This window comes from Mycobacterium lacus (genome assembly GCF_010731535.1).
Lineage (GTDB): Bacteria > Actinomycetota > Actinomycetes > Mycobacteriales > Mycobacteriaceae > Mycobacterium > Mycobacterium lacus.
Genome location: NZ_AP022581.1, coordinates 796,680 through 817,315, shown reverse-complemented (window position 1 = coordinate 817,315; position 20,636 = coordinate 796,680). Strand labels below are relative to the sequence as shown.

Sequence of the window (20,636 nt, the reverse complement as noted above, 5' to 3'; positions counted from 1 at the left end):
TCGATGGCGATCACGCGACGCTGCTCGACGGTGAAGGTTCGCGTCCACATCCACACGCCCAATGCTTGGTCGAGGGCGTCGGCATCGAGGCGGGCGAACAATTTGCGCAACGTCGATTCGTCCGGGGCGCTGCCGCTGGTGACTCCGAACGAAGCCAGTGTGCCACTTGCCGCCTCTGCGGCCCATTGGCCGATCGCCGCGAACGACCGGCACCCGGCCAGGTAGCTGTGACCGCCAGTGCGAGCACCCCGGCCAACGAGTAGCGCACCCGCGCCGGTCGCGTGGGTCGGGCACTGTCTGCAGGGCTTGCAACAGGCGTTCGTGGCGCGTCGGGTTCGCATCGGCAGGCGGCGTCGGAGAAGATGGCACGTGGGTGTGACCTCGGGTTCGGATGGTTGGCTTCGCAACCTGCATCCAAGCCCGTTGGCCACACCCGCCACATCCGACACGCCGGTCACACACTGATAACGGCCGAGGTCACAGCTCTACGCATCAACCTTTCCGGCGCCCTGAGCAGCGGGAAGACGACGACCAGCCACGCACCCTCGGTGAACTTCGCCACCGCGAAGATCCCGACCACGAACCGTCGACAAGATTCCCGCGGACAGGTTGATCGCCAGCCGGTGTCGCCAGCCGGGTTCTCGGCGCGTCAAATGGTGTTTGGTCATCCCGTAACCGGCCATCGAGAACCCGGTGAACACCCCGATCGCGTAAAACGGGACCAGCGCGTTGACGGAGCCGCCCGTCGTGACCAGCAAAACCACCGACAGCGCCGTGAGCGTGAACACCAGGCGATGGCCGCGCTTCATCAGTTGTCTTGGCAGGAAGCGGTCTTCGGCGACGAAACTGGCCAGTGCCGGGAAGCCGTTGAAGCTGGTGTTCGCGCCGGTGAACAAGATTGCCGCGGTGGACGCCTGGACCAGAATGAAGAAGATGTTGCCGGCTACCCCGTCGCCGAAGACCGCGCGGCCGGCCTGTGACGACACCGACGGATATTCGGTGCGATACGGGGCCGCATGGGTGACGTACGCCAGGTAGGCAACACCGGCGAGCAAGAACCCGAGAATTCCGGCCATGACGGTGAGCACACGACGTGCGTTGTGGCCCTGTGGCTTTCGGAAGACATCGACGGTGTTGGAGATCGCTTTTACCCCCGTCAGCGATGAGCCGCCGTTGGCGAACGCACACAACAACACCAGGATCGTCGCGCCCATCACCAACCCGTTGCCCTGATGAACCGGTACCGTTCCGGCCAGCTGCTGGGGATCGTATATCGGTAATCCCCAGAATATTTCGCGGATGACACCGACGACGGTCGTCAGGGCGATCATGCCGACGAAGGAGTAGGTAGCGACAGCGAACGGCCAACCCGCTTCCCGCAATCCCCGCAGGTTCGCCTAGCAAATGGCAATCACCACGCCAACCGTGATTTCCCAGCTGTAGGGACCCAATACCGGAATCGCCGACACCACCGCAACCGTGCCGGCCGCTGACTGCACCGCCACGGTGACCACGTAATCGATCAACAGTGCCGCGGCGGCCACCTGCGCCACGCGGGCCCCGAAGTTCTCCCGCGCGATGATGTAGAGCCCTCCCGCCCGCGTGTAAGCCGTGACGACCTGCCGATACGAGGCGGCCACCAACACCAGGATCAACACGATGACCCCGGTGATGGGGAGCAGCAATGCAAACGCCGCCAACCCGGCATTCGGCAGCAGCTCGATCAGGATCTGCTCCGGGCCATAGGCCGGACGAGATCGCGTCCGGCGAAAGCGCGCCAAGCGCAACGGGATTCGATAGCTTCTCGGCAGTGAGTTCCTCGGTGATCAGCGGCTTTCCCAAAAAGACACGCTTGGCTATGTCCGCCATCGAGACCGGGATGTGCAGCTTGGCCGTCGAATTACCAGCCGAGGTTGTCACGACCACGTTCCTTTCTGGGGGTTCACCGCCGAAAGAGCCTGCGATGCATTCTGCCGGGTAACCGTCGCCGGCGGGCAGCGCGACTTCGCCGAGCAGACGCAGAATCGCCCTAAAACCGTGGTTTTAGGGCGATTCTGCGTCTGCTCGCGCAGCTAACCGAGCCGGTGCGCGGCGGCGGCGATGCGCTCGTCGGTGGCGGTCAGCGCCACCCGCACGTGCTGCGCACCGCCGGGGCCGTAGAAATCGCCGGGGGCCACCAGGATGCCCCGCCGAGCAAACCACGCAACCGTCTGGTGGCATCCCTCGCCGCGGCTGGCCCATAGATAGAGCCCCGCAGCGGAATAGTCGACGACAAAGCCCGCCGAGCGCAGCGCCGGCAGCAGGCTGGCGCGCCGCCGCGCATACCGCTCCCGCTGCACCTTCTCGTGATCGTCGTCATCCAGGGCTGCCACCATCGCGGCCTGCACCGGTGTCGGCACCATCATCCCCGCGTGTTTGCGCACCGCCAGCAGCTCGGCGACCACGCCCGGATCACCGGCGACAAGGCCAGCCCGGTAGCCGGCCAGCGACGAACTCTTCGACAGCGAGTGCACCGCCAGCAGGCCGGCGTGATCGCCGTCGCAGACCGAGGGGTGCAGCACGGACAGCGGTTCGGCGTCCCAGCCCAAACCCAGATAGCACTCGTCGGAAGCAACGAGAACGCCACGCTCGCGCGCCCACCCGACCACCTTGCGCAGATGGTCTAGCCCCAGCACGCGCCCGGTCGGGTTGCTCGGGGAGTTCAGGTACACCAATGCCGGCGATTGCGGGCCCAGCGCAGTCAGCGAGTCCGCGCGCACCACCGGGGCCCCGGCCAACCGGGCGCCCACCTCATAGGTCGGATACGCCAGTTCGGGCACCACCACCACATCCGCGGCGCCCAAGCCCAGCAGCGAAGGCAACCAGGCGATGAGCTCCTTGGTACCGATCACCGGCAAGACCGCCGCCTCGGTCAGCCCGCTGATCCCGTAGCGGCGGGCCAGCGCGGCCACCGCCGCCTCGCGCAGCCGCGCGGTGCCGGCGGTGGCGGGATACCCCGGCGCCGAACTGGCGGCCGCCAGGGCATCCTGGATCATCGGCGCGACCGGGTCCACCGGGGTGCCGACGGAGAGGTCGACGAGGCCGTCCGGATGCGCCCCCGCCAGCGCCTTGGCGTCGGCCAGCGTGTCCCAGGGAAAAACCGGCAGGGACGCCGACACCGGCCGGCGATGGCGGGGTCCTAGGGGCCCGCTCAGGCGTCCTCGCCCTGCGGCGCCAGATCCTTGACCACCTGCGGGTCGTTCTCGGTCATCCCGACCTTGGCGGCGCCGCCCGGTGATCCCAGCTCGACGAAGAAGTCGGCGTTGATCTGCGTGTAGTGGCTCCACTGTTCGGGTACATCGTCTTCGTAGTAGATCGCCTCGACGGGGCAGACCGGTTCGCAAGCCCCGCAGTCGACGCATTCGTCGGGGTGGATGTAGAGCATCCGGGCACCCTCGTAGATGCAGTCGACCGGGCACTCCTCGATGCATGCCTTGTCTTTGATGTCGACGCAGGGTTCTGCGATCACGTACGTCACGGACGTCTCCTCAAGGTGTCCTCTGTGTGCTGCCCAATGTGGCTGCGGTTGGCGTCGCCCCGGGGCTCAAGGGCAGAGCGTTTCGATTACTGATACTAGACGTTGCACATACACGTCATCCACTTGGCACACCCAACAATGTCCTATGCTCCCCGGGTCGCGCAGGCCGCCGAGGAGAAGTCATGAACGCTTACCCGAATCTGCTGTCCCCGCTGGATCTCGGTTTCACCACGTTGCGTAACCGGGTGGTCATGGGTTCGATGCACACCGGACTGGAAGACCGCGCGCGGCATCTCGATAGGCTCGCCGAATACTTCGCCGAACGCGCCCGCGGCGGCGTCGGGCTGATCATCACCGGCGGCTACGCGCCCAACCGCACCGGATGGCTGCTGCCGTTCGCGTCGGAGCTCGTCACGGCGGCCGAAGCCCGTCGGCACCGTCGCATCACCCGGGCGGTCCATGACTCGGGCGCCAAGATCCTGCTGCAGATCCTGCACGCCGGACGCTATGCCTACCATCCGCTTTCGGTGAGCGCGTCGGCTATCAAGGCGCCGATCAACCCGTTCCGCCCGCGAGCACTGTCGGCCCGCGGCGTCGAGGCGACCATCGCCGATTTCGCCCGCTGCGCGCGGCTGGCCCGCGACGCCGGCTACGACGGGGTCGAAATCATGGGCAGCGAGGGGTACCTGCTCAACCAGTTCCTGGCCCCACGCACCAACAGGCGCACCGACTCCTGGGGCGGCACGCCGGCCAACCGCCGCCGGTTTCCGGTCGAGATCGTGCGCCGCACCCGGGCCGCCGTCGGTTCGGACTTCATCATCTGTTACCGGATGTCGATGGCCGACTATGTCGAGGACGGTCAGAGCTGGGACGAAATCGTCGCACTGGCGACCGAACTGGAGGCCGCGGGCGCAACCATCATCAATTCCGGATTCGGGTGGCACGAGGCGCGAGTGCCCACGATCGTCACGTCGGTGCCCAATAGCGCCTTCGTCGACATCAGCGACGCCGTCGCCCGACACGTCAGCATTCCGGTGATCGCGTCCAATCGAATCAACATGCCGCACGCGGCCGAACAGATCCTGGCCGAAACCGGGGTGCAGTTGATCTCGATGGCCCGGCCGCTGCTGAGCGACCCGGAGTGGGTGCTCAAGGCGCAGTCGGACCGCGCCGCGGAGATCAACACCTGCATCGCCTGCAATCAGGCCTGCCTGGACCACGCCTTCACCAGGAAGATGGTGTCGTGTCTGCTCAATCCGCGGGCCGGGCACGAGACGCGACTGGTGTTGTCGCCGACCCGGCGCGCTCGCTCGGTGGCCGTGGTCGGAGCCGGTCCGGCCGGGCTGGCCGTGGCGGTCAACGCCGCCCGGCGGGGCCATCGGGTGACGCTGTTCGAGGCCAACGACGTTATCGGCGGCCAGTTCGACCTGGCCCGCCGCATTCCCGGCAAGGAGGAATTCGGCGAAACCATTCGCTATTTCTCGACGATGCTGGCCAAGCACGACGTCGAGCTACGGCTGGGCACCCGGGTGTCGGCTCCTGACCTGGGCGGATACGACGAGGTCGTGTTGGCCACCGGTGTGGTTCCGCGCATTCCGGCCATCCCCGGCATCGATCACCGGATGGTGTTGAGCTATGCCGAGGCGATCACCGGCGCCAAAACGGTAGGGCGATCCGCGGCAGTGATCGGCGCCGGGGGTATCGGGTTCGACGTCGCCGAGCTCTTGGTCACCGACCATTCGCCGACTCTGGACTTGGCGGCATGGAAGGCGGAATGGGGCGCCGCCGATCCGCAGAAAGCCCGCGGTGCGCTGACCACTCCCCTGCCCGCGCCGCCCGCACGTGAGGTCTACCTGCTGCAGCGCACCCAAGGCCCGCAGGGCAAGCGCTTGGGCAAGACCAGTGGATGGGTCCACCGGGCGTCGCTGAAGTCCAAGGGCGTGCACCAGCTCTGCGGGGTGAACTACGAACGGATCGACGACGACGGCCTGCACATCAGCTTCGGCCCGCGCCGCCAACGGCCACGGCTGCTGGCCGTGGCCAACGTCGTGGTCTGCGCCGGCCAGGAACCGCTGCGCGACCTGGAGACCGACTTACGTCGCGCTGGCATCGAACCGCACATCATCGGCGGCGCCGCGTTCGCCGCCGAGCTGGACGCCAAGCGCGCCATCAAGCAGGGAACCGAGCTCGCGGCCAGGCTCTGAGCCCGATTTCCACCGGAACTGTCGACCCCGTAATGAGGCCCTGACCTGCGGATAGTTATGCCTCGGGGGGCGTGCGCGATAGCCCGTTCGACAAGAGTCGGCCCACGGCGCCTGGTAGCCTTTACCGAAGACGGCAACCCGCTGGGCAGATGTCGTCGCCGTCGCTTCGGCGGTGCACTAATTGGGGAAGGTGTCGACAAATGGTGAGGCTGTCGTTGGCCAAATTGGCTGCCACAGTTGGCGGTATGGCGGTGGCGTCGATCGCCGCGGCCGGGATCGCATCAGCGGATCCCATTGACACGGTCATCAATACGACCTGCAATTACGGGCAGGTGATCGCGGCGCTCAACGCGACGGATCCGGCAGCTGCCGCTCAATTCAACGCGTCGCCAGTGGCGCAGTCCTATCTACGTCAGTTCCTCGCCGCACCACCGCCGAGACGCGCACAGATGGCCGCGCAGTTGCAGGCCATGCCGGGGGCCGCACAGTACTTTGGCCTCGTCGAGTCGGTCGCCGGCACCTGCAACAACTACTGAGTAGCCCAGCAGCCGGATAGTCAGGCCGCCAGCGGCGCGTACGTGGTGGTCCGCTGGCGTGCCGGGCGGCCGATGCCCTCGGCGATTGCGACCAGCTCCGCGACGGTCTTGGCCGACCCGTGTTCCGAACCGGCCATCCGCGAGATGGTCTCCTCCATCAGCGTTCCGCCCAGGTCGTCGGCACCCCCGTTGAGCATCACCTGCGTGCGCTCGACGCCGAGCTTCACCCAGCTGGTCTGTACGTGGGAGATGCGGCCGTGCAACATGATCCGCGCCAGGGCGTGCACCGCCCGGTTGTCGCGATGGGTGGGCCCGGGCCGCGCCGCGCCGGCCAGATACAACGGCGAATTCTGGTGCACGAACGGCAGCGGGACGAACTCGGTGAAGCCGCCAGTGCGGTCCTGAATGTCGCGCAGCACGTTGAGATGGGCTACCCAGTGCTTCGGGCTGTCGACATGTCCGTACATCATCGTCGACGAGGACCGCAATCCCACCTCGTGAGCGGTGGTCACGATCTCGATCCACAGCGACGTCGGCAGCTTGCCCTTGGTGAGCACCCAGCGCACCTCGTCGTCGAGGATCTCGGCGGCGGTACCGGGGATGGTGTCGAGCCCGGCCTCACGCAGGCTGATCAGCCACTCGCGAATGCTTAAGCCGCTCTTAGTCGCCCCGTTGGCGATCTCCATCGGGGAAAACGCGTGCACATGCATCGACGGCACCCGCGCCTTGACGGCTCGGACCAGGTCGGCATAGCCGGTCACCGGCAGCTCGGGGTCGATGCCGCCCTGCATGCATACCTCGGTGGCGCCCGCGACGTGAGCCTCCCACGCGCGCGCGCCGACCTCTTCGGTGGACAGCGAATAGGCGTCGGCGTCACCTTTGCGCTGGGCGAACGCGCAGAACCGGCAGCCGGTGTAACAGATGTTGGTGAAGTTGATGTTGCGGTTCACCACGAAGGTCACGTCGTCGCCGACCACGTCGCGACGTATCGAATCCGCCAGTGCGGCAACCGCTTCCAGCGCGGGACCGGCCGCCGTGGCCAACGCCAGGTACTCGTCGTCGGTGCAGCCGGCGGGGGCACGTTCGGCCGAACGCAGGGCGGCCAGCACGTCGGTGTCGATGCGCTCCGGTGCGCTGACGACAAGTTCGTGCACCTGCGCGCGGATCGATTCCCAGTCACCGAAGGCGCTGTCGAGGTCGCTGCGGGCCTCGGTGCTGCGGCCCTCGGTGTCGATCGCCGCGTTGAGGTCCACCCGGCCGGCGGACTCGACGTCGTCGGGCTCCTGCCAGGGCCCGCCCACCGGGCTGACGTCGCGGGCCAGGCCGGTCGGATCGGCCAGCGCCGCAACATGACTGCGCACCCGCGGGTCAATCCAGGCGGCGCCTGCCCGCACGTATTTGGGTTGTGCGGTCAGCCGCTGCACCAGGTCGTATCCGGCCTCCGCGGTGATGGCCGCCAGCTCGTCCAAAGCGGGCCAGGGCCGTTCGGGGTTGACATGGTCGGGCGTCAACGGCGACACCCCGCCCCAGTCGTCGACGCCGGCGGCCACCAGCGCCAGGCATTCGTCGCGGGACACCAGGTTCGGCGGCGCCTGAATGCGCATGCCCGGGCCCAGCACCAGGCGCGCCACCGCCACCGTCGCCAAGTAGTCCTCGATGCCCGCGTCGGGCACAGCGGCCATCGCGGTGTGCTCCTTGGCCCGGAAATTCTGCACGATCACTTCCTGGATGTGCCCGAACTCCTTGTGCAACTTGCGAATTGCGTGCAACGTATCGGCGCGTTCGGGTAGCGTCTCACCGATGCCGACCAGCAGACCGGTGGTGAACGGAATGGACAGCCGGCCCGCGTCGGTCAGCGTGCGCAGCCGCACCGCAGGGTCTTTGTCCGGGCTGCCGTAGTGTGCCAACCCCCTCGTTTCGAACAGCCGGCGCGACGTCGTCTCCAGCATCATGCCCATCGAAGGCGCCACCGGTTTGAGCCGTGACAGCTCCGACCAGGTCATTACCCCGGGATTCAAGTGCGGCAACAGCCCGGTTTCCTCCAGCACCCGGATCGCCATCGCCCGCACGTAGGACAGCGTGGAATCGTAGCCTCGCTGACCAAGCCACTCGCGCGCCTCGGGCCAGCGTTCCTCAGGGCGATCGCCAAGGGTGAATAGTGCTTCCTTGCAACCGAGCTCGCCGCCGCGGCGGGCGATGTCGAGGATCTCGTCGGGCTCCAAATACATGCCCGCTCCTTGGGCGCGCAGCCTGCCCGGAACGGTGACGAAGGTGCAGTAGTGGCAGTTGTCCCGGCATAGACGCGTAATCGGGATGAACACCTTGCGCGAATAGCTGATCGGCAGCCGCCCGTTCGGGCCCCGCCATCCGGCCGACTCCAGACCCGCGTCGCGTACCCGCGCCGCGCTCGCGCACAGGGCGGCCAGGTCGTCCCCGCGAGCGGTCATCGCAATGGCCGCTTCATCGACGTTCAGCGCGACGCCGACCCGGGCCCGCCGCAACACCCGCCGCAGCGCCGGCGCACCGGCCCTGGAAGAGGACGCGGCCGAGACAGCCGGGACGACGGGGCTGGGCAGCGCGATGGGCTCCGGAGTCAGCGGCACGTTGGTGTAACTTCCCGACGATCGAATTTCATCCGCTCGTCCCCAACATCCGCGGACCTCGGCAGCCTTGGTGCCATATGCGCAACAGTAGCGGCAGGCCGCGGTCCACCCGCGGTCGAGGCTCCCGGCCACTTATTTCTTCGTCAGTGTCACCTCAGACCGCCGATCGAGCTACGATATGCGCCTGCCGTGCAACATCGGAGAGGTAACTGGATGTCATTCATGCGCGCGGCGCCGGACGCGATGGTGGCAGCGGCTTCGGACATCGCCGGTATCGGTTCGTCGATCAACGCCGCCAATGCGGCGGCGGCGGTCCCGACAACCGGGACGTTGGCGGCGGCCGCCGACCAGGTGTCGGCGCAGGTCGCCGCGCTGTTTTCCGCGCACGGTCAGGGGTATCAGCAGTTCAGCGCGCAGCTGTCGGAATTCCATGACCGGTTCGTGCGGGCGATCACCGCAAGTGCGAACGCATACGCGGCGACCGAGGCCAACGCCGCGCAGACCTTGGTGAACGCGATCAACGCACCGGCCGAGAAACTGCTGGGGCAGCCGTTGATCGGCGGCACCGCCGCGACGGCGGCCGGCAGCGCGCTGCCGAATGCCCTGGGGCGGATCGGCGACCTCTTCCTCGGCACGAACGGCTCCAGTGCGCTGCGGCTCCCGCCCACCGGCACGGGCGGTCTCGCCGTCGCTCGCGCGCTGCTGGCGCCCGCCGCCGCGGCGTCGCCCGCGGCGGTGATACCCGTGTCGGTCGGCACCGCCATCGAGAATCTGTACCTGGCCGTCGAGCCCTGGGTGGCCTACGGCTTCAACCTCGCCGCCTGGGCGGCGGGCTGGCTGCCCTGGGTCGGCATTCTGGCGCCGCAGATCAACTTCTTCTACTACCTCTTTGAGCCCATGGTTCAGAGCGTCCTGTTCAACACGATCGACTGGCTGGATGGGACAGTCACTTTCAGCCAGGGGCTGAGCAACATCTGGGCGGCCACCACGGCGTCGGTCAATCAATTCATCAACACCGAGATCTCCTGGATACGTAGCTTCTTCCCGCCGCTCCCGCCGCTCCCGCCGCTTCCGTAGTCCGGCCGGTCAGCCGCGGGCGGCGCGCCGCCACAGCACCCACGCCGGAGGCGCGACCCCCAGCACGATCAGGATGAGGGCCCCGTACCTCAGAATCCCCTGGCCGCCCAGGATGACGTCGTCGTTGGGAAAGCCCAAGCCCATCGCCCCCACCGTGATGAGCCAGGTCCACAGCGGCAACGCCGCCACCCGCGGAGAGTGGGTCCATCGCCCGGCCGCCCATACCAGCGCCGCGTTGACCAACCCACTGAGCAAAGCGCTGACCGGGAACGGGATTGAGCCGATATAGAGGGGCATCAGCAGCGCCCCCGCAAGTGCGGATAGGACGCCGTCGACGGCCAGCAGCGCCAAGATAACGATACGAATCGAGGGATCTGTCGCGCCGTTTTCTTCGCTCGTCACGGCGCGCGGCCGGGCTTCGATCAGGTTGGGACGCTATCGATCTGAGAAAGTATCGAGCCGAGTACCCATTGCAGGCTGTCGAGTCGGTCCTGCCAATGCTGCAGGTTGGGATCCAGGTCGGGGTCCATGGGAGTTCCTTCCGCGGCTGCCTGTGTGGGAGCCTACCGCGTGCCGAAGCCGGTGAAACCTAGTCCGGCGAGCAGATCCGTTTCCCAGCCGCGTTCATCGCGATCCCCGGCGCGGCCGGCGGCCAGAACGTAGTGCTCCTGACCCAGGATGGGCAGGGCAAGGTTGTTCGACAGCGCGCAGGCACGGCCCGTCGGGCCGACGACGACCTGGGTGGCATGCGCGGCGAGCGCCGCGGCCTTCGCGATGCGCGCTTCTTCCGAGGCCTCGACTACGGCGTCGATGTCGTCGTCCGAATACCCGAAAGTCACATCCTCTGGCGACGGGAGCACCCAGTCGGGCAGCAAGTCGTCGGGATCCACCGCGCTTCGGGCCGCGATGAACGCGCTCGTCGCGAAGACGGTCCAGTAAAACTTGGGCACCGTCCAGGGCTCGCCCGGGTAATCGGTGGTGGGAGACCCCGAGCCCGCGGCAGCCACCGCGGCCGTCGTGACGGTGTGCGTGTGCACGTGGTCGGGGTGGCCGTAGCCGCCGTTGGGGTCGTAGGTCACGACGACGTGCGGCCGCAGCCCCCGAATGATCGCGACCAGCGCCCCGACAGCCTCGCGTTCGTCGGCGTCGACGAATCGCCGCCGACCCCGCTGCTGCGTGCCGGGCATGCCGGAATCGCGCCAGCGACCCGCACCCCCTAGGTAGATCGGCGCGCTGACACCCAACGCGCGCAGTGCCGCGGTGAGCTCGCCGATCCGATAGCCGCCAAGCTGGTCAGCGTGCGCGACGCTGAGCTGAGCCCAGCGGTCGCCGATGACCTCGCCCTCCTCGCCGAGGGTGCACGTGACGACATGCACCTGTGCCCCGCGGGCGGTGTAGTGCGCGATGGTGGCGCCGTTGCTGAGGCTTTCGTCGTCGGGATGTGCATGAACGAACAGCAGTCGCGGCGTCTCAGCCATGGCCGCACCTTACCGTCCGCGCCGGCGGCGTCGAGGCGCCCTACGCAGCCGATGCTGTTGCGGCGGATGACGACAAGTAGGAACGCCGACGGCTACTATCGACCAATGGCGCAGCCGACCCTGACCATTTCCACCGCCAACCGGAGCCGTCGGCGAGGCGAGGTGCTCGAACGCGCGCTCTACGAGGCCACCCTTGCCGAACTGACTTCGGTCGGCTACGGCGGCCTGACGATGGAAGGGATCGCCGCGCGCGCCCGCACCGGCAAGGCGGCGTTGTACCGGCGCTGGGCCAGCAAGCACGACCTCGTGCAGGCCGCCCTGCAACATGCGCTCCCGCCATTGCCCGAGCCGCGCCCCGGCCGATCGGCGAGGGAAAACCTGCTGGCCGTGTTCACCGCCCATCGTGACGTGCTGGCCGGCAAGACCGCCTTCCCTGGCCTGGACATCGTCAGCCAGCTCTTGCACGAGCCGGAACTGCGCGCCATCTTCACCCACTCCGTGGTGGCCCCGCGCCTGAACATCGTCGAATCGATCCTGCAAGCGGCGGTCCGCGACGGCGACCTCGACCCCGCGGCCGTCACCCCGCTGACCGCGCGCGTCGGACCCGCTTTGATCAACCAGCACTTCATGCTCACCGGGGAACCGCCCAGCCGCCGGGAACTGGGGCTCATCGTCGACACGGTCATCCCGCCGACTCGGGCGGCGGGCCGCGCTCACTGACGAAGCCAGTTAAGCAACCCTGATACCGAGCCGCCGACGCGAGACGCGCCAGACGCTTCCGTCCTGACCCAAGCAGGTATTAGCGACGGATCGCAGTGTGACGCTGGCGACAATAAGGCCGTTTCCAGGAGAAATTCCAGGAGAAAGTTGTCGACCGTTCACCGCAGAGTTTAGCCCGCGTAGACGCACGTGGGCCGCGAGTTTACGGCTGGCCCGTAATGAGGCCGACGAAGTCGGCACCGACCATCAGGCTCTGGTCGAAGGCGCCCACCAGGCCGCCGATCTGGCCGCCGTTGAAGACCTGGGCCGCGCTGCCGGTGAGCAGACCCTGGGTGAAGGCCGGCTGCGGGACGAGCGCGCCTGAGAGCCCGTTGACCGCTTGCTGGCCAGTGCCGACCAGCAGGTTGACGACGTTGAAACTCCGGTTGAGCACGCCGTTCAGGGCGCTATCGGTGCCAAAGATGCGTTGCTCCAACGCGATCTCGTTGGTCAGCAGCGACTTGTTGAAGACGAGCTCGCTGTTGACCAGGTTGGTGTTGTAGTTGATCTGCGCCGTCTCAATTTGCTGCAGGAAACTGCCCAGCGGCGGCGTCAGCAGCGCCTGGGCGGGCGCGGGGAGCGCACTCAGCACCGCCTGGGCCGGTGCACTGCCCACGACGAGGCCGGCCACATCAGCAGCGACAACCAGGCTCTGGTCGAAGGCGCCCAACGGGCCGCCGATGGCGCCGCTGTTGAAGACCTGCGCCGCGCTGCCGAGCAGCAGGCTGGAGGTGAAGTTTGTCGGGACTGGCGCACCCACGACGGTGTTGAGCGCTTGCTCGCCGGTGCCCACCAGCAGGTTGGCGACGTTGAAGCTGCGGTTGAGCGCGCCGTTGAGGGCGCTGTCGGTGCCAAAGATGCCTTTCTCCAACGCGATCTCGTTGGTCACCAGCGCATGGTTGAAGGCGAGCTCGTTGTTGACGAGATTGGTGTTGAAATTGATCTGCGCCGCTTCAAGTTGCTGGAAGAGGCTGCTTACCGGGTTCGCCGACGCCGCCTGGGCGGGCGCGGCGACCGCACTCGCAAGCGTCCGCACGACGTTGGCCTCAGCGTTGGCATAGGCGCTCGCACCGGCGTTCAAGGCCTGCACAAACTGCTCATGAAATAGCGCCGCCTGCGCGCTGAGCGCCTGATATGCCTCACCGTGCGCGGCGAACATCGCAGCAATCCTTGCCGACACTTCATCGAGGGCCGCGGGAATCACCCCAGTGGTCGCGGCCGCTGCCGCGGCGTTGGCGGCGCTCATCGTCGAACCAATACCCGCCAAATCCGCTGCCGCCGCCGACACCAGCTCCGGCGTCGCGATCAGGTACGACATCGCGCACCTCCCAGCCCAGCCCACGCATTACCGACGGACGGATAGTATCGCGATCCGTTCACCCCTTCGGACGTTTCCACATTTCGACCAGCAAATATTCGAGCGCGCGGAGACGGGTTCGACGTGCAGGTTATGGCCCGGTCTTGACCCATTGTCCGGCGTCGCCGACGATGCCCACCGGCACCGCGCCGGACAAGCTGACGTTCTGCACGCTCGGGCCGGCCCCCACGATCGTCGTATCCTGCAGGATTGGCAGCACCGTCGACATGTTCCACAGCCGCGGTTCGACCGCCGTGATCACGTCGTTGATGTTCTTGGTTCCGTTGAGTGCGGCATCGATATTCGACTGGATGCTGCGATCGCAGATTCCGGTCAGGTTCGACGGCGCTTGCACCAGCGCGCCGGGCTCCGGGGGGCGGCTCGGCTGGGTCGATATCGGGGGCGGCGTCGGGGTGTCAGGACCGGGAGACGATGCAGGCCCGGCCGGGCCAGTGGGATTAGCCGGCGGCTTGCCGGCAGTCGATACCGGGGTCGTCTGCAACGCGGGGCAGCCGTAGCGGGAGGCCAGCAGCGTCGCCAGGTTTCCGCCGGCCCGATGCCAGCCCACGATGGCGTCCACCTGGTTGTTGTTCAACGCGTCGCGATAGAGCGTCACCGGGTCGAGCGCCAGCACGGTCGCCGCGATACCGACGTTGCGCAGCTGGTCGGCGGCCGTGTTGGCGACGGCCACCGACGTCGGGTCGTTTGCCGCCACCCCGATGACCAGCGCCAGCTGTTGGCCGTCCTTGCTGATCCGGCCACGGATGACTTCCGGCGGCCCGGTGCTGACCGGTGTCGTCGCATCGGGCGCCGTTGATGCCGACGTGTTGCTCTCGATCTGGTATCCGGCCCCCGCCAACAACGCCAGCGCCGCCTGCGTGGTCATCGCGGGTGGCGCGGTCGGCACATAACCCGGATCGCTCGGCGACCGGATCTGTGCCTGATCCAGGGTGACGGTGTTGTCGCTGCCGGCGCCCACCGCGGCGAGCAGGTCAACGTCGAGCAACCCCAAAATCGCCTTGCGGACCGCAGCGTCGGCCAGCTTGGGCTCGTTGGCGCGCAGCGTGAGCTGCATGACCCGCGGTGTCACGATCCGGGCGGTCCGGACGTCGGGAATGGCCGACAACTGCGCGAAGGCCGCCGAGCCGCCGTGCACCTGGGCCACTTGGGTGTCGCCGTTGCGCACCGAATCGGCCAGCGCGGCCGGTGCCCCGGCCCGGCGGAACAGGATGAGGCCGGGCTTGGCGGGCGGCCCCCAATAGCGATCGTTGCGGGCGATCAGGATTTCGTCGCGCTGCGGGTCGATGTTCTCCACCCGGAACTGTCCGCCGGTGACCGGCAGCGCCCGGGCCAGTCCCGCGGCGAACCCGCCCGGCACGTCCTTGACGATGTGCGCCGGCAGGATGTTGTTGAACAACTCCCGCCAGCCCGGATAGGGCTGGGCGAAGGTGACGACGGCCTGCTTGCCGCCCTCGAGTGACTGCACACCGGTGATCAGGTCATAGCCGGCCGGATCGACCACGCCCGGCTGGCTGACCATCTGCCGCCACAGGTACCAGAAGTCGTCCGCCGCGATCGGGGCGTTGTCGGTCCATTGCGCCTCGGGCCGAATCTTGTAGGTCACCGTGAACGGGTTTTCGTTCGTCACGTCGGCGGAGACCAGCAGGGTCGGGTCCATCTCCCAGCGCGAACCCGTCGGCGAATTGGGATCGGGCACCGGCCGGAACGCGCTGGGCAACACCAGCGCGCTGATGGCCGCATTCACCGGCGACAGATCGGAGAGCAAGTGCGGGTTGAACCCGGCGCCGATCGAGTCGATGCCCATGATGATCTGGGTGGGACGCGGCGGCGGCGGCATGTTGTGCGGAGTGTCGGTGCTTTGCGGGGCCGGCGGCGGGCTGACGGTACACGCGGACAACACCAGGGCACTCAGCGAGACCAGCGCGCCGATCGTCAGGCAGAGGCGGCGGATCGGTCTCGGCACGCCCATCAGGGTATCGGGGAGCGATCGCGCCGCCCGGCGCGCCGCGAGCGTAACGGGGTTGCGAAAAACCGGGCCGGATTTCGCAGTGCCGTTACACTCGCGGGCCGATGCCGACACCGATCTATCCCCGGGCCTTGGCCCGCGCCCGGCTGCGGGCCCGCGCGGTGGCGTCCAGTTCGACCTTGCGCACCCGCACGATCTCGGGAGTCACCTCGACGCATTCGTCGGGCGCACAGAATTCCATGGCCCGCTCCAGGTCGAGGTCGAGTGGCTTGGCCAATGTCTCGATCACATCGGCGGTGGATGACCGCATGTTGGTCAGCTTTTTCTCGCGGGTGACGTTGATGTCGAGGTCCTCCGGACGCGGGTTGATCCCGACGACCATGCCCTCGTAGGTGTCCTGGCCGGGTTCGACGAAGAACTGACCCCGATCGGCGAGCTGAAGTAGCGCGAACGCCGTGATGGTGCCTGACCGGTCGGACACCAGCGACCCGGTGTGCCGGGCCCGGATCTCGCCCACCCAGGGCCGGTAACCGTCGAACACGGCGTTGGCGATGCCGGTGCCGCGGGTGAGGGTGAGGAAGTCGGTGCGGAAGCCGATCAGGCCCCGGCTGGGAACGACGAAATCCATCCGGACCCAGCCGGCGGCATGGTTGGTCATCTCCTCCATGCGGCCCTTGCGGCCGGCCATCAATTGGGTGATGGCGCCGACGAATTCCTCGGGACAGTCGATCGTCATGGCCTCGAACGGCTCGTGCAGCCGACCGTCGATCGTCTTGGTGACCACCTGCGGCTTGCCGACCGTGAGCTCGAAGCCCTCCCGGCGCATCTGCTCGACCAGCACGGCCAGCGCCAGCTCGCCGCGGCCCTGCACCTCCCAGGCGTCGGGCCGGCCGATGTCGACGACCCGGATGGAGACGTTGCCGACCAACTCGGCGTCCAGGCGGCTGCGGAGCATGCGCGCGGTCAGCTTGTGCCCGGACACCTTGCCGGCCAGCGGGGAGGTGTTGGTGCCGATCGTCACCGAGATGGCCGGCTCGTCGACGGTGATGCGTGGCAGCGCGTGGGCATGGTCGGGATCGGCCAGGGTGTCGCCGATCATGATGTCGGGCAGCCCCGCGACCGCCACGATGTCACCGGCGATCGCCTCGTCGGTGGCGCTGCGCTCGACGCCCTCGGTCGCGAGCAGCTCGGTGATCTTGGCGCTGGTGATGACGGGCACCCCGTCCACCTCGCGCATCCATGCCACCTGCTGGCCCTTGCGGATGCGTCCGTTGTGGATGCGGATGAGCGCCAGCCGGCCCAGGAAGGAAGACGCGTCCAGGTTGGTGACCAGGGCCTGCAGCGGCGCGTCCGGGTTGCCCTTCGGCGGTGGCACGTGCTCTTCGAGGACCTCGAACAGCGCGTCCAGGTTGGTGCCCTCGGGAACGTGGCCGTCGGCCGGCTGGGTGGTGCTCGCCACCCCGGCACGCCCGGAGGCGTACAGCGTCGGCAGGCCCAGCGCGTGCTCGGCGGCCTTGGCGGCTGCGTCGTCGAGATCCGACGCGACATCGAGCAGCAGGTCGTGGCTGGCCTCCACGACCTCGGCGATGCGCGCGTCGGGCCGGTCGGTCTTGTTGACGACGAGGATCACCGGCAGGTGCGCGGCCAGCGCCTTGCGCAGCACGAACCGCGTCTGCGGCAGCGGGCCCTCGGACGCGTCGACCAGCAGCAGCACCCCGTCGACCATGGACAGCCCGCGCTCCACCTCGCCGCCGAAGTCGGCGTGTCCGGGGGTGTCGATGACGTTGATCACGGTCACGGATCCATCGCCGCGATGGCGATGCACGGCGGTGTTCTTGGCCAGGATGGTGATGCCCTTTTCCCGTTCCAGGTCGCCGGTGTCCATCACCCGTTCCTGCACTGCACCGCGCTCGTGCAGCGCGCCGGACTGCCGCAGCATCGCGTCGACCAGGGTGGTCTTGCCATGGTCGACGTGGGCGACGATGGCGACATTACGGAATGGCACGTCGGTGATTGTGGCAGCGGGGGCCTATCAATGGCGAACTGGCGGCCCACTCACCAGCCGCGCCGGCGGGGTGCCGAACCGATCAATTCGTTCTTTTCCGGCGCCTCGCGAGTGCGGTACACGATGTAGGGCCGAAACAGGTACGCGATCGGCACGCTAAACGCGTGCACCAACCGGGTGAACGGCCAGAGGGCGAACAACGCCAGCGCGATCAGCACGTGCACCTGGTAATACACCGCCGCGTGCGCCATCAGATCCCCCCGCGGGTCGAGGATCCAGATCGACCGGAACCATACCGACACCCTTTGGCGGTAGTCGTGCAGCTCGCCGAGGTGGGTGGCACCCATCAGGGTGCAGCTCATGCCCGCCACCAATGCGCACGCCAGCACGAGGTACATCAGCTTGTCGTTGCGGGTGGTGGCCCGGAAGACCGGCCCGCGGGTGCGCCGCCGGTAGATCAACAACGCGATACCGGCCAGGGTGGCCGCACCGGCGGGCAGGCCAAGCAGCAGCGCCTGCAGGTGATACAGGTGATCGCTCAACCCGACCGCTCGGGTCCAGGATTCCGGAATGAGTAGCCCCACGGCGTGGCCCATGATGACAACCAGGCTGCCGAAGTGAAACATCGGGCTGCCGATCGACAACAACCGTGACTCATAGAGCTGCGACGAACGCGTGGTCCATCCGAACTTGTCGTAGCGGTACCGCCACCAGGTGCCGACGACCGCGATCGCCAGCACGACGTAAGGCGCGTCGTCCCAGAAGATCTCGATTAGTCTCATGTGCACAACCGTCAGCCTCCCTCGGTGCGCTTGGGCGGTACGGTCAAGGTAAATGGTTGCAGCCCAACGGATTCCACAGGAGGACCGCTCTGGGCCAACCGCTGTGCCCGGCGCACGTCCTGGTCGTTTGCCGCCGGCAGCGTGGCGCAGACCGCCGCCACGGTATGTGCGTACGGCGACTTGGCGTCCGCCAGGGCGCAGCGCAGCACGTCGATCGGGACGCGATGCTCGGTGAGTAATCCGCGCCCGACCTCGGGATCGACGATCGCGGCGAATTCCAGGACGACGGGTAGGTGATCCGGTGCCTCGGCGCGCGGCGGCTCCACCCCCGCGCCCCGGTAGGCGGTGGCGAACGCCAGCATCTCCCGGCCACGATTTCGGGTGTCCCCGGCCGTCCAGTACGTCAGGTACATCGTGGTGCGCCGCCGCATATCGAACGTCTCGACGTAATCCATCGCGACGGCCATCGGCTCGCGTGCACGCAGCGCCTCGACGGTCCGCCCGAGCAGCGTCGCCGCGGGTCCGCTGATGTGGGCCAGCAGTTCGTCGACGGTGTCCAGCCGCGCGGCCAGCCCGCCCAGGCCGTCCTCCGGGTAGGACAGCAGCAGCGAGGCCGCCTGCCACACCAACCGGTCCCGCATCGTCCTGGTGGCCGACCGGTCCCGTGCTAAGGACGACAACCTCATCGCTTGGGCTCCGGGAACAGTCCCTCGGGCGCGCCGTTGCCATCCCAGTTGAGGAGATTCACCCTGGAGCGACCGCCGCCTCCCCGCTGTCGCTGCTGCAGCGCGTGGAACGTCTCCACTGCGACCGGAACGGGGGTTCCGCTGCCCTCGCCGAACGGACCGTATTCGTACATGCCCGGCCCGCCCTCGTACGACAACGAACACGCCGCCTCCTCTACCCCGGCAACATTGGCCGGCGCGGGCAAATCCGCCGCGTACGCGGTCGGAATAACGTAGCGCTCTTCGTATTTCGCCACGGCCAGCAGCCGATACATCCCGTAAATCTCTTCTTCGGTCATCCCGACCGCGTGCGGAATGTGCGGCTGGGTTTCGCGGCCCAGGTTGATGTCGCGCATGTAGGACCGCATCGCCGCCAGCCGCCGCAGCACACCTTCGACCACCGCGGTGTCGCCGGCGGTGAAAAGCTCGGCCAGGTAGGCCATCGGGATGCGAAGCGCCGCCAGCGCGCCGAACAGGTTGCCCAGGTCCTCCCCGTCGTGGCCGTCGTGGCTGATCGCGTCGACCACCGGCGACAACGGCGGGATGTACCAGACCATCGGCATGGTCCGATACTCCGGGTGCAGCGGCAGCGCCACCCGGTAGGTGTTGATCAACGCATACACCGGCGACCGTTGCGCGGCCTCGATCCACTCCGCGGAGATGCCCTGTGCCCGGGCGTGAGCGATCACGTCGGGATCGGCTGGGTCCAACAGGATCCGGCGCTGCGCCTCATACAGGTCGGTGTCGTCTTCCACCGACGCCGCCTCGAGCACCCGGTCCACGTCGTAGAGCACCAGCCCGAGGTAGCGCAACCGTCCCACGCACGTTTCCGAACACACCGTGGGCAACCCCACCTCGACGCGCGGATAGCACAGGGTGCACTTCTCGGCCTTGCCGGTTTTGTGGTTGAAATACACCTTCTTGTAAGGACATCCGGACACGCACATCCGCCAGCCGCGGCAGCGGTCCTGGTCGACGAGCACGATGCCGTCCTCGCTGCGCTTGTACATCGCCCCCGACGGGCACGAGGCCACGCATGACGGGTTCAGGCAGTGCTCGCAGATTCGCGGCAGGTAGAACATGAAGGTCTCTTCGAGCTTCAGCTTCACCTCGTCGCCGACCTTTTTCAGGATCGGGTCGTTGGGCACGATCTCCGGTGACCCGGCGAGGTCGTCGTCCCAGTTCGATCCCCACGACACCGTCATCCGCTCACCGGTGATCAGGCTGCGCGGCGGCGCGACCGGGAAGGTGTCACCCGCCGGCGCCTGCGTCAGGTTTTCGTAGTCGTACGTCCACGGCTCGTAGTAATCGTCGATGCTCGGCAGCCTGGGGTTGGCGAAGATGCGCAGCAGCTTTTGGATGCGGCCGCGGTCGCGCAGCCGCAGCCGGCCCTTCCTGTCGCGCACCCATCCCCCGCGCCACCGGTCCTGGTCCTCGTAGCTGCGCGGATAGCCGACGCCCGGACGGGTTTCGACGTTGTTGAACCACACATACTCGGTTCCGGCGCGATTGGTCCACGCTTGCTTGCAGGTTACCGAGCAGGTGTGGCAGCCGATGCATTTGTCGAGGTTCATCACCATCGCCATCTGGGCCATGACCTTCATCG

General features: G+C 67.6%; 15 protein-coding genes and 2 pseudogenes. 4 read left to right on the top strand and 13 right to left on the bottom strand.

Going from position 1 to position 20,636, the window contains the following annotated elements; genetic code table 11:
* Window positions 1-107 precede the first annotated feature (107 nt).
* The 4 genes and pseudogenes from G6N24_RS25675 to fdxA form a co-directional block, all read right to left on the bottom strand.
* Window positions 108-341, bottom strand: a pseudogene (locus G6N24_RS25675) (hypothetical protein); the annotation flags it as partial.
* A 170-nt stretch (window positions 342-511) separates the two neighbouring features.
* Window positions 512-1,869 (bottom strand): annotated as a pseudogene (locus G6N24_RS03870) (APC family permease); the annotation flags it as partial.
* A 203-nt stretch (window positions 1,870-2,072) separates the two neighbouring features.
* Complete coding sequence (gene dapC / locus G6N24_RS03865; protein WP_085156536.1) at window positions 2,073-3,158, bottom strand: succinyldiaminopimelate transaminase; 1,086 nt, start codon at window positions 3,156-3,158, stop codon at window positions 2,073-2,075.
* 32 nt (window positions 3,159-3,190) lie between these two features.
* A complete protein-coding gene (fdxA, locus tag G6N24_RS03860) occupies window positions 3,191-3,517 on the bottom strand; it encodes a ferredoxin (RefSeq protein ID WP_085156533.1) in 327 nt (108 codons plus the stop codon).
* Window positions 3,518-3,699: 182 nt separating this feature from the next.
* Here fdxA and G6N24_RS03855 point away from each other — a divergent pair, with 182 nt between their 5' ends.
* Both G6N24_RS03855 and G6N24_RS03850 read left to right on the top strand, forming a co-directional pair.
* On the top strand, window positions 3,700-5,721 hold the full coding sequence (locus G6N24_RS03855) for an NADPH-dependent 2,4-dienoyl-CoA reductase (protein ID WP_085156530.1): 2,022 nt from the start codon (window positions 3,700-3,702) through the stop codon (window positions 5,719-5,721).
* 203 nt (window positions 5,722-5,924) lie between these two features.
* A complete protein-coding gene (locus G6N24_RS03850; protein WP_085156565.1) occupies window positions 5,925-6,257 on the top strand; it encodes a hemophore-related protein in 333 nt (110 codons plus the stop codon).
* A gap of 20 nt (window positions 6,258-6,277) precedes the next feature.
* Here G6N24_RS03850 and G6N24_RS03845 read toward each other — a convergent pair whose 3' ends face one another.
* Window positions 6,278-8,860, bottom strand: coding sequence for a bifunctional FO biosynthesis protein CofGH (locus G6N24_RS03845; RefSeq protein ID WP_085156527.1), 2,583 nt, complete (start codon window positions 8,858-8,860; stop codon window positions 6,278-6,280).
* Window positions 8,861-9,073: 213 nt separating this feature from the next.
* Between G6N24_RS03845 and G6N24_RS25275 the strand changes: the two genes are divergently transcribed.
* Window positions 9,074-9,937: a PE family protein gene (locus G6N24_RS25275; protein WP_085156524.1), complete on the top strand. Its 864-nt coding sequence runs from the start codon at window positions 9,074-9,076 to the stop codon at window positions 9,935-9,937.
* Between the two features lie 9 nt (window positions 9,938-9,946).
* Here G6N24_RS25275 and G6N24_RS03835 read toward each other — a convergent pair whose 3' ends face one another.
* Both G6N24_RS03835 and mshB read right to left on the bottom strand, forming a co-directional pair.
* Window positions 9,947-10,360: a hypothetical protein gene (locus tag G6N24_RS03835; protein WP_372514513.1), complete on the bottom strand. Its 414-nt coding sequence runs from the start codon at window positions 10,358-10,360 to the stop codon at window positions 9,947-9,949.
* Between the two features lie 140 nt (window positions 10,361-10,500).
* Window positions 10,501-11,415, bottom strand: coding sequence for an N-acetyl-1-D-myo-inositol-2-amino-2-deoxy-alpha-D-glucopyranoside deacetylase (gene mshB, locus G6N24_RS03830; protein WP_085156521.1), 915 nt, complete (start codon window positions 11,413-11,415; stop codon window positions 10,501-10,503).
* A gap of 105 nt (window positions 11,416-11,520) precedes the next feature.
* Here mshB and G6N24_RS03825 point away from each other — a divergent pair, with 105 nt between their 5' ends.
* A complete protein-coding gene (locus tag G6N24_RS03825; protein WP_085156518.1) occupies window positions 11,521-12,135 on the top strand; it encodes a TetR/AcrR family transcriptional regulator in 615 nt (204 codons plus the stop codon).
* A 202-nt stretch (window positions 12,136-12,337) separates the two neighbouring features.
* On the opposite strand, the gene G6N24_RS03820 is transcribed toward G6N24_RS03825, so the two are convergent.
* The 6 genes from G6N24_RS03820 to narH form a co-directional block, all read right to left on the bottom strand.
* Entirely contained in the window at window positions 12,338-13,492 is a 1,155-nt protein-coding gene (locus G6N24_RS03820; RefSeq protein ID WP_085156515.1) for a PE family protein, read from the bottom strand.
* Between the two features lie 130 nt (window positions 13,493-13,622).
* Window positions 13,623-15,521 carry an ABC transporter family substrate-binding protein gene (locus tag G6N24_RS03815; RefSeq protein WP_085156511.1) on the bottom strand — a complete coding sequence of 633 codons (1,899 nt, stop codon included), beginning with the start codon at window positions 15,519-15,521 and terminating at the stop codon, window positions 13,623-13,625.
* Between the two features lie 115 nt (window positions 15,522-15,636).
* Complete coding sequence (gene typA, locus G6N24_RS03810; RefSeq protein ID WP_085156507.1) at window positions 15,637-17,523, bottom strand: translational GTPase TypA; 1,887 nt, start codon at window positions 17,521-17,523, stop codon at window positions 15,637-15,639.
* Window positions 17,524-17,573: 50 nt separating this feature from the next.
* Window positions 17,574-18,305, bottom strand: a complete 732-nt coding sequence (narI, locus tag G6N24_RS03805) for a respiratory nitrate reductase subunit gamma (RefSeq protein WP_085156504.1) — start codon at window positions 18,303-18,305, stop codon at window positions 17,574-17,576.
* A gap of 11 nt (window positions 18,306-18,316) precedes the next feature.
* On the bottom strand, window positions 18,317-18,991 hold the full coding sequence (gene narJ / locus G6N24_RS03800) for a nitrate reductase molybdenum cofactor assembly chaperone (protein WP_085156501.1): 675 nt from the start codon (window positions 18,989-18,991) through the stop codon (window positions 18,317-18,319).
* A complete protein-coding gene (gene narH, locus G6N24_RS03795) occupies window positions 18,988-20,634 on the bottom strand; it encodes a nitrate reductase subunit beta (RefSeq protein WP_085156498.1) in 1,647 nt (548 codons plus the stop codon). Before narH ends, narJ begins: the two co-directional genes overlap by 4 nt.
* Window positions 20,635-20,636: the final 2 nt, after the last annotated feature.

Excerpts from the sequence above, each read along its gene's own strand:
- G6N24_RS03855 (WP_085156530.1), top strand. The coding sequence starts at position 3,700 with ATGAACGCTTACCCGAATCTGCTGTCCCCGCTGGATCTCGGTTTCACC.
- G6N24_RS25275 (WP_085156524.1), top strand. The coding sequence starts at position 9,074 with ATGTCATTCATGCGCGCGGCGCCGGACGCGATGGTGGCAGCGGCTTCG.
- mshB (WP_085156521.1), bottom strand. The coding sequence starts at position 11,415 with ATGGCTGAGACGCCGCGACTGCTGTTCGTTCATGCACATCCCGACGAC.
- G6N24_RS03825 (WP_085156518.1), top strand. The coding sequence starts at position 11,521 with ATGGCGCAGCCGACCCTGACCATTTCCACCGCCAACCGGAGCCGTCGG.
- G6N24_RS03820 (WP_085156515.1), bottom strand. The coding sequence starts at position 13,492 with ATGTCGTACCTGATCGCGACGCCGGAGCTGGTGTCGGCGGCGGCAGCG.
- G6N24_RS03815 (WP_085156511.1), bottom strand. The coding sequence starts at position 15,521 with ATGGGCGTGCCGAGACCGATCCGCCGCCTCTGCCTGACGATCGGCGCG.
- narI (WP_085156504.1), bottom strand. The coding sequence starts at position 18,305 with ATGAGACTAATCGAGATCTTCTGGGACGACGCGCCTTACGTCGTGCTG.
- narJ (WP_085156501.1), bottom strand. The coding sequence starts at position 18,991 with ATGAGGTTGTCGTCCTTAGCACGGGACCGGTCGGCCACCAGGACGATG.
- narH (WP_085156498.1), bottom strand. The coding sequence starts at position 20,634 with ATGAAGGTCATGGCCCAGATGGCGATGGTGATGAACCTCGACAAATGC.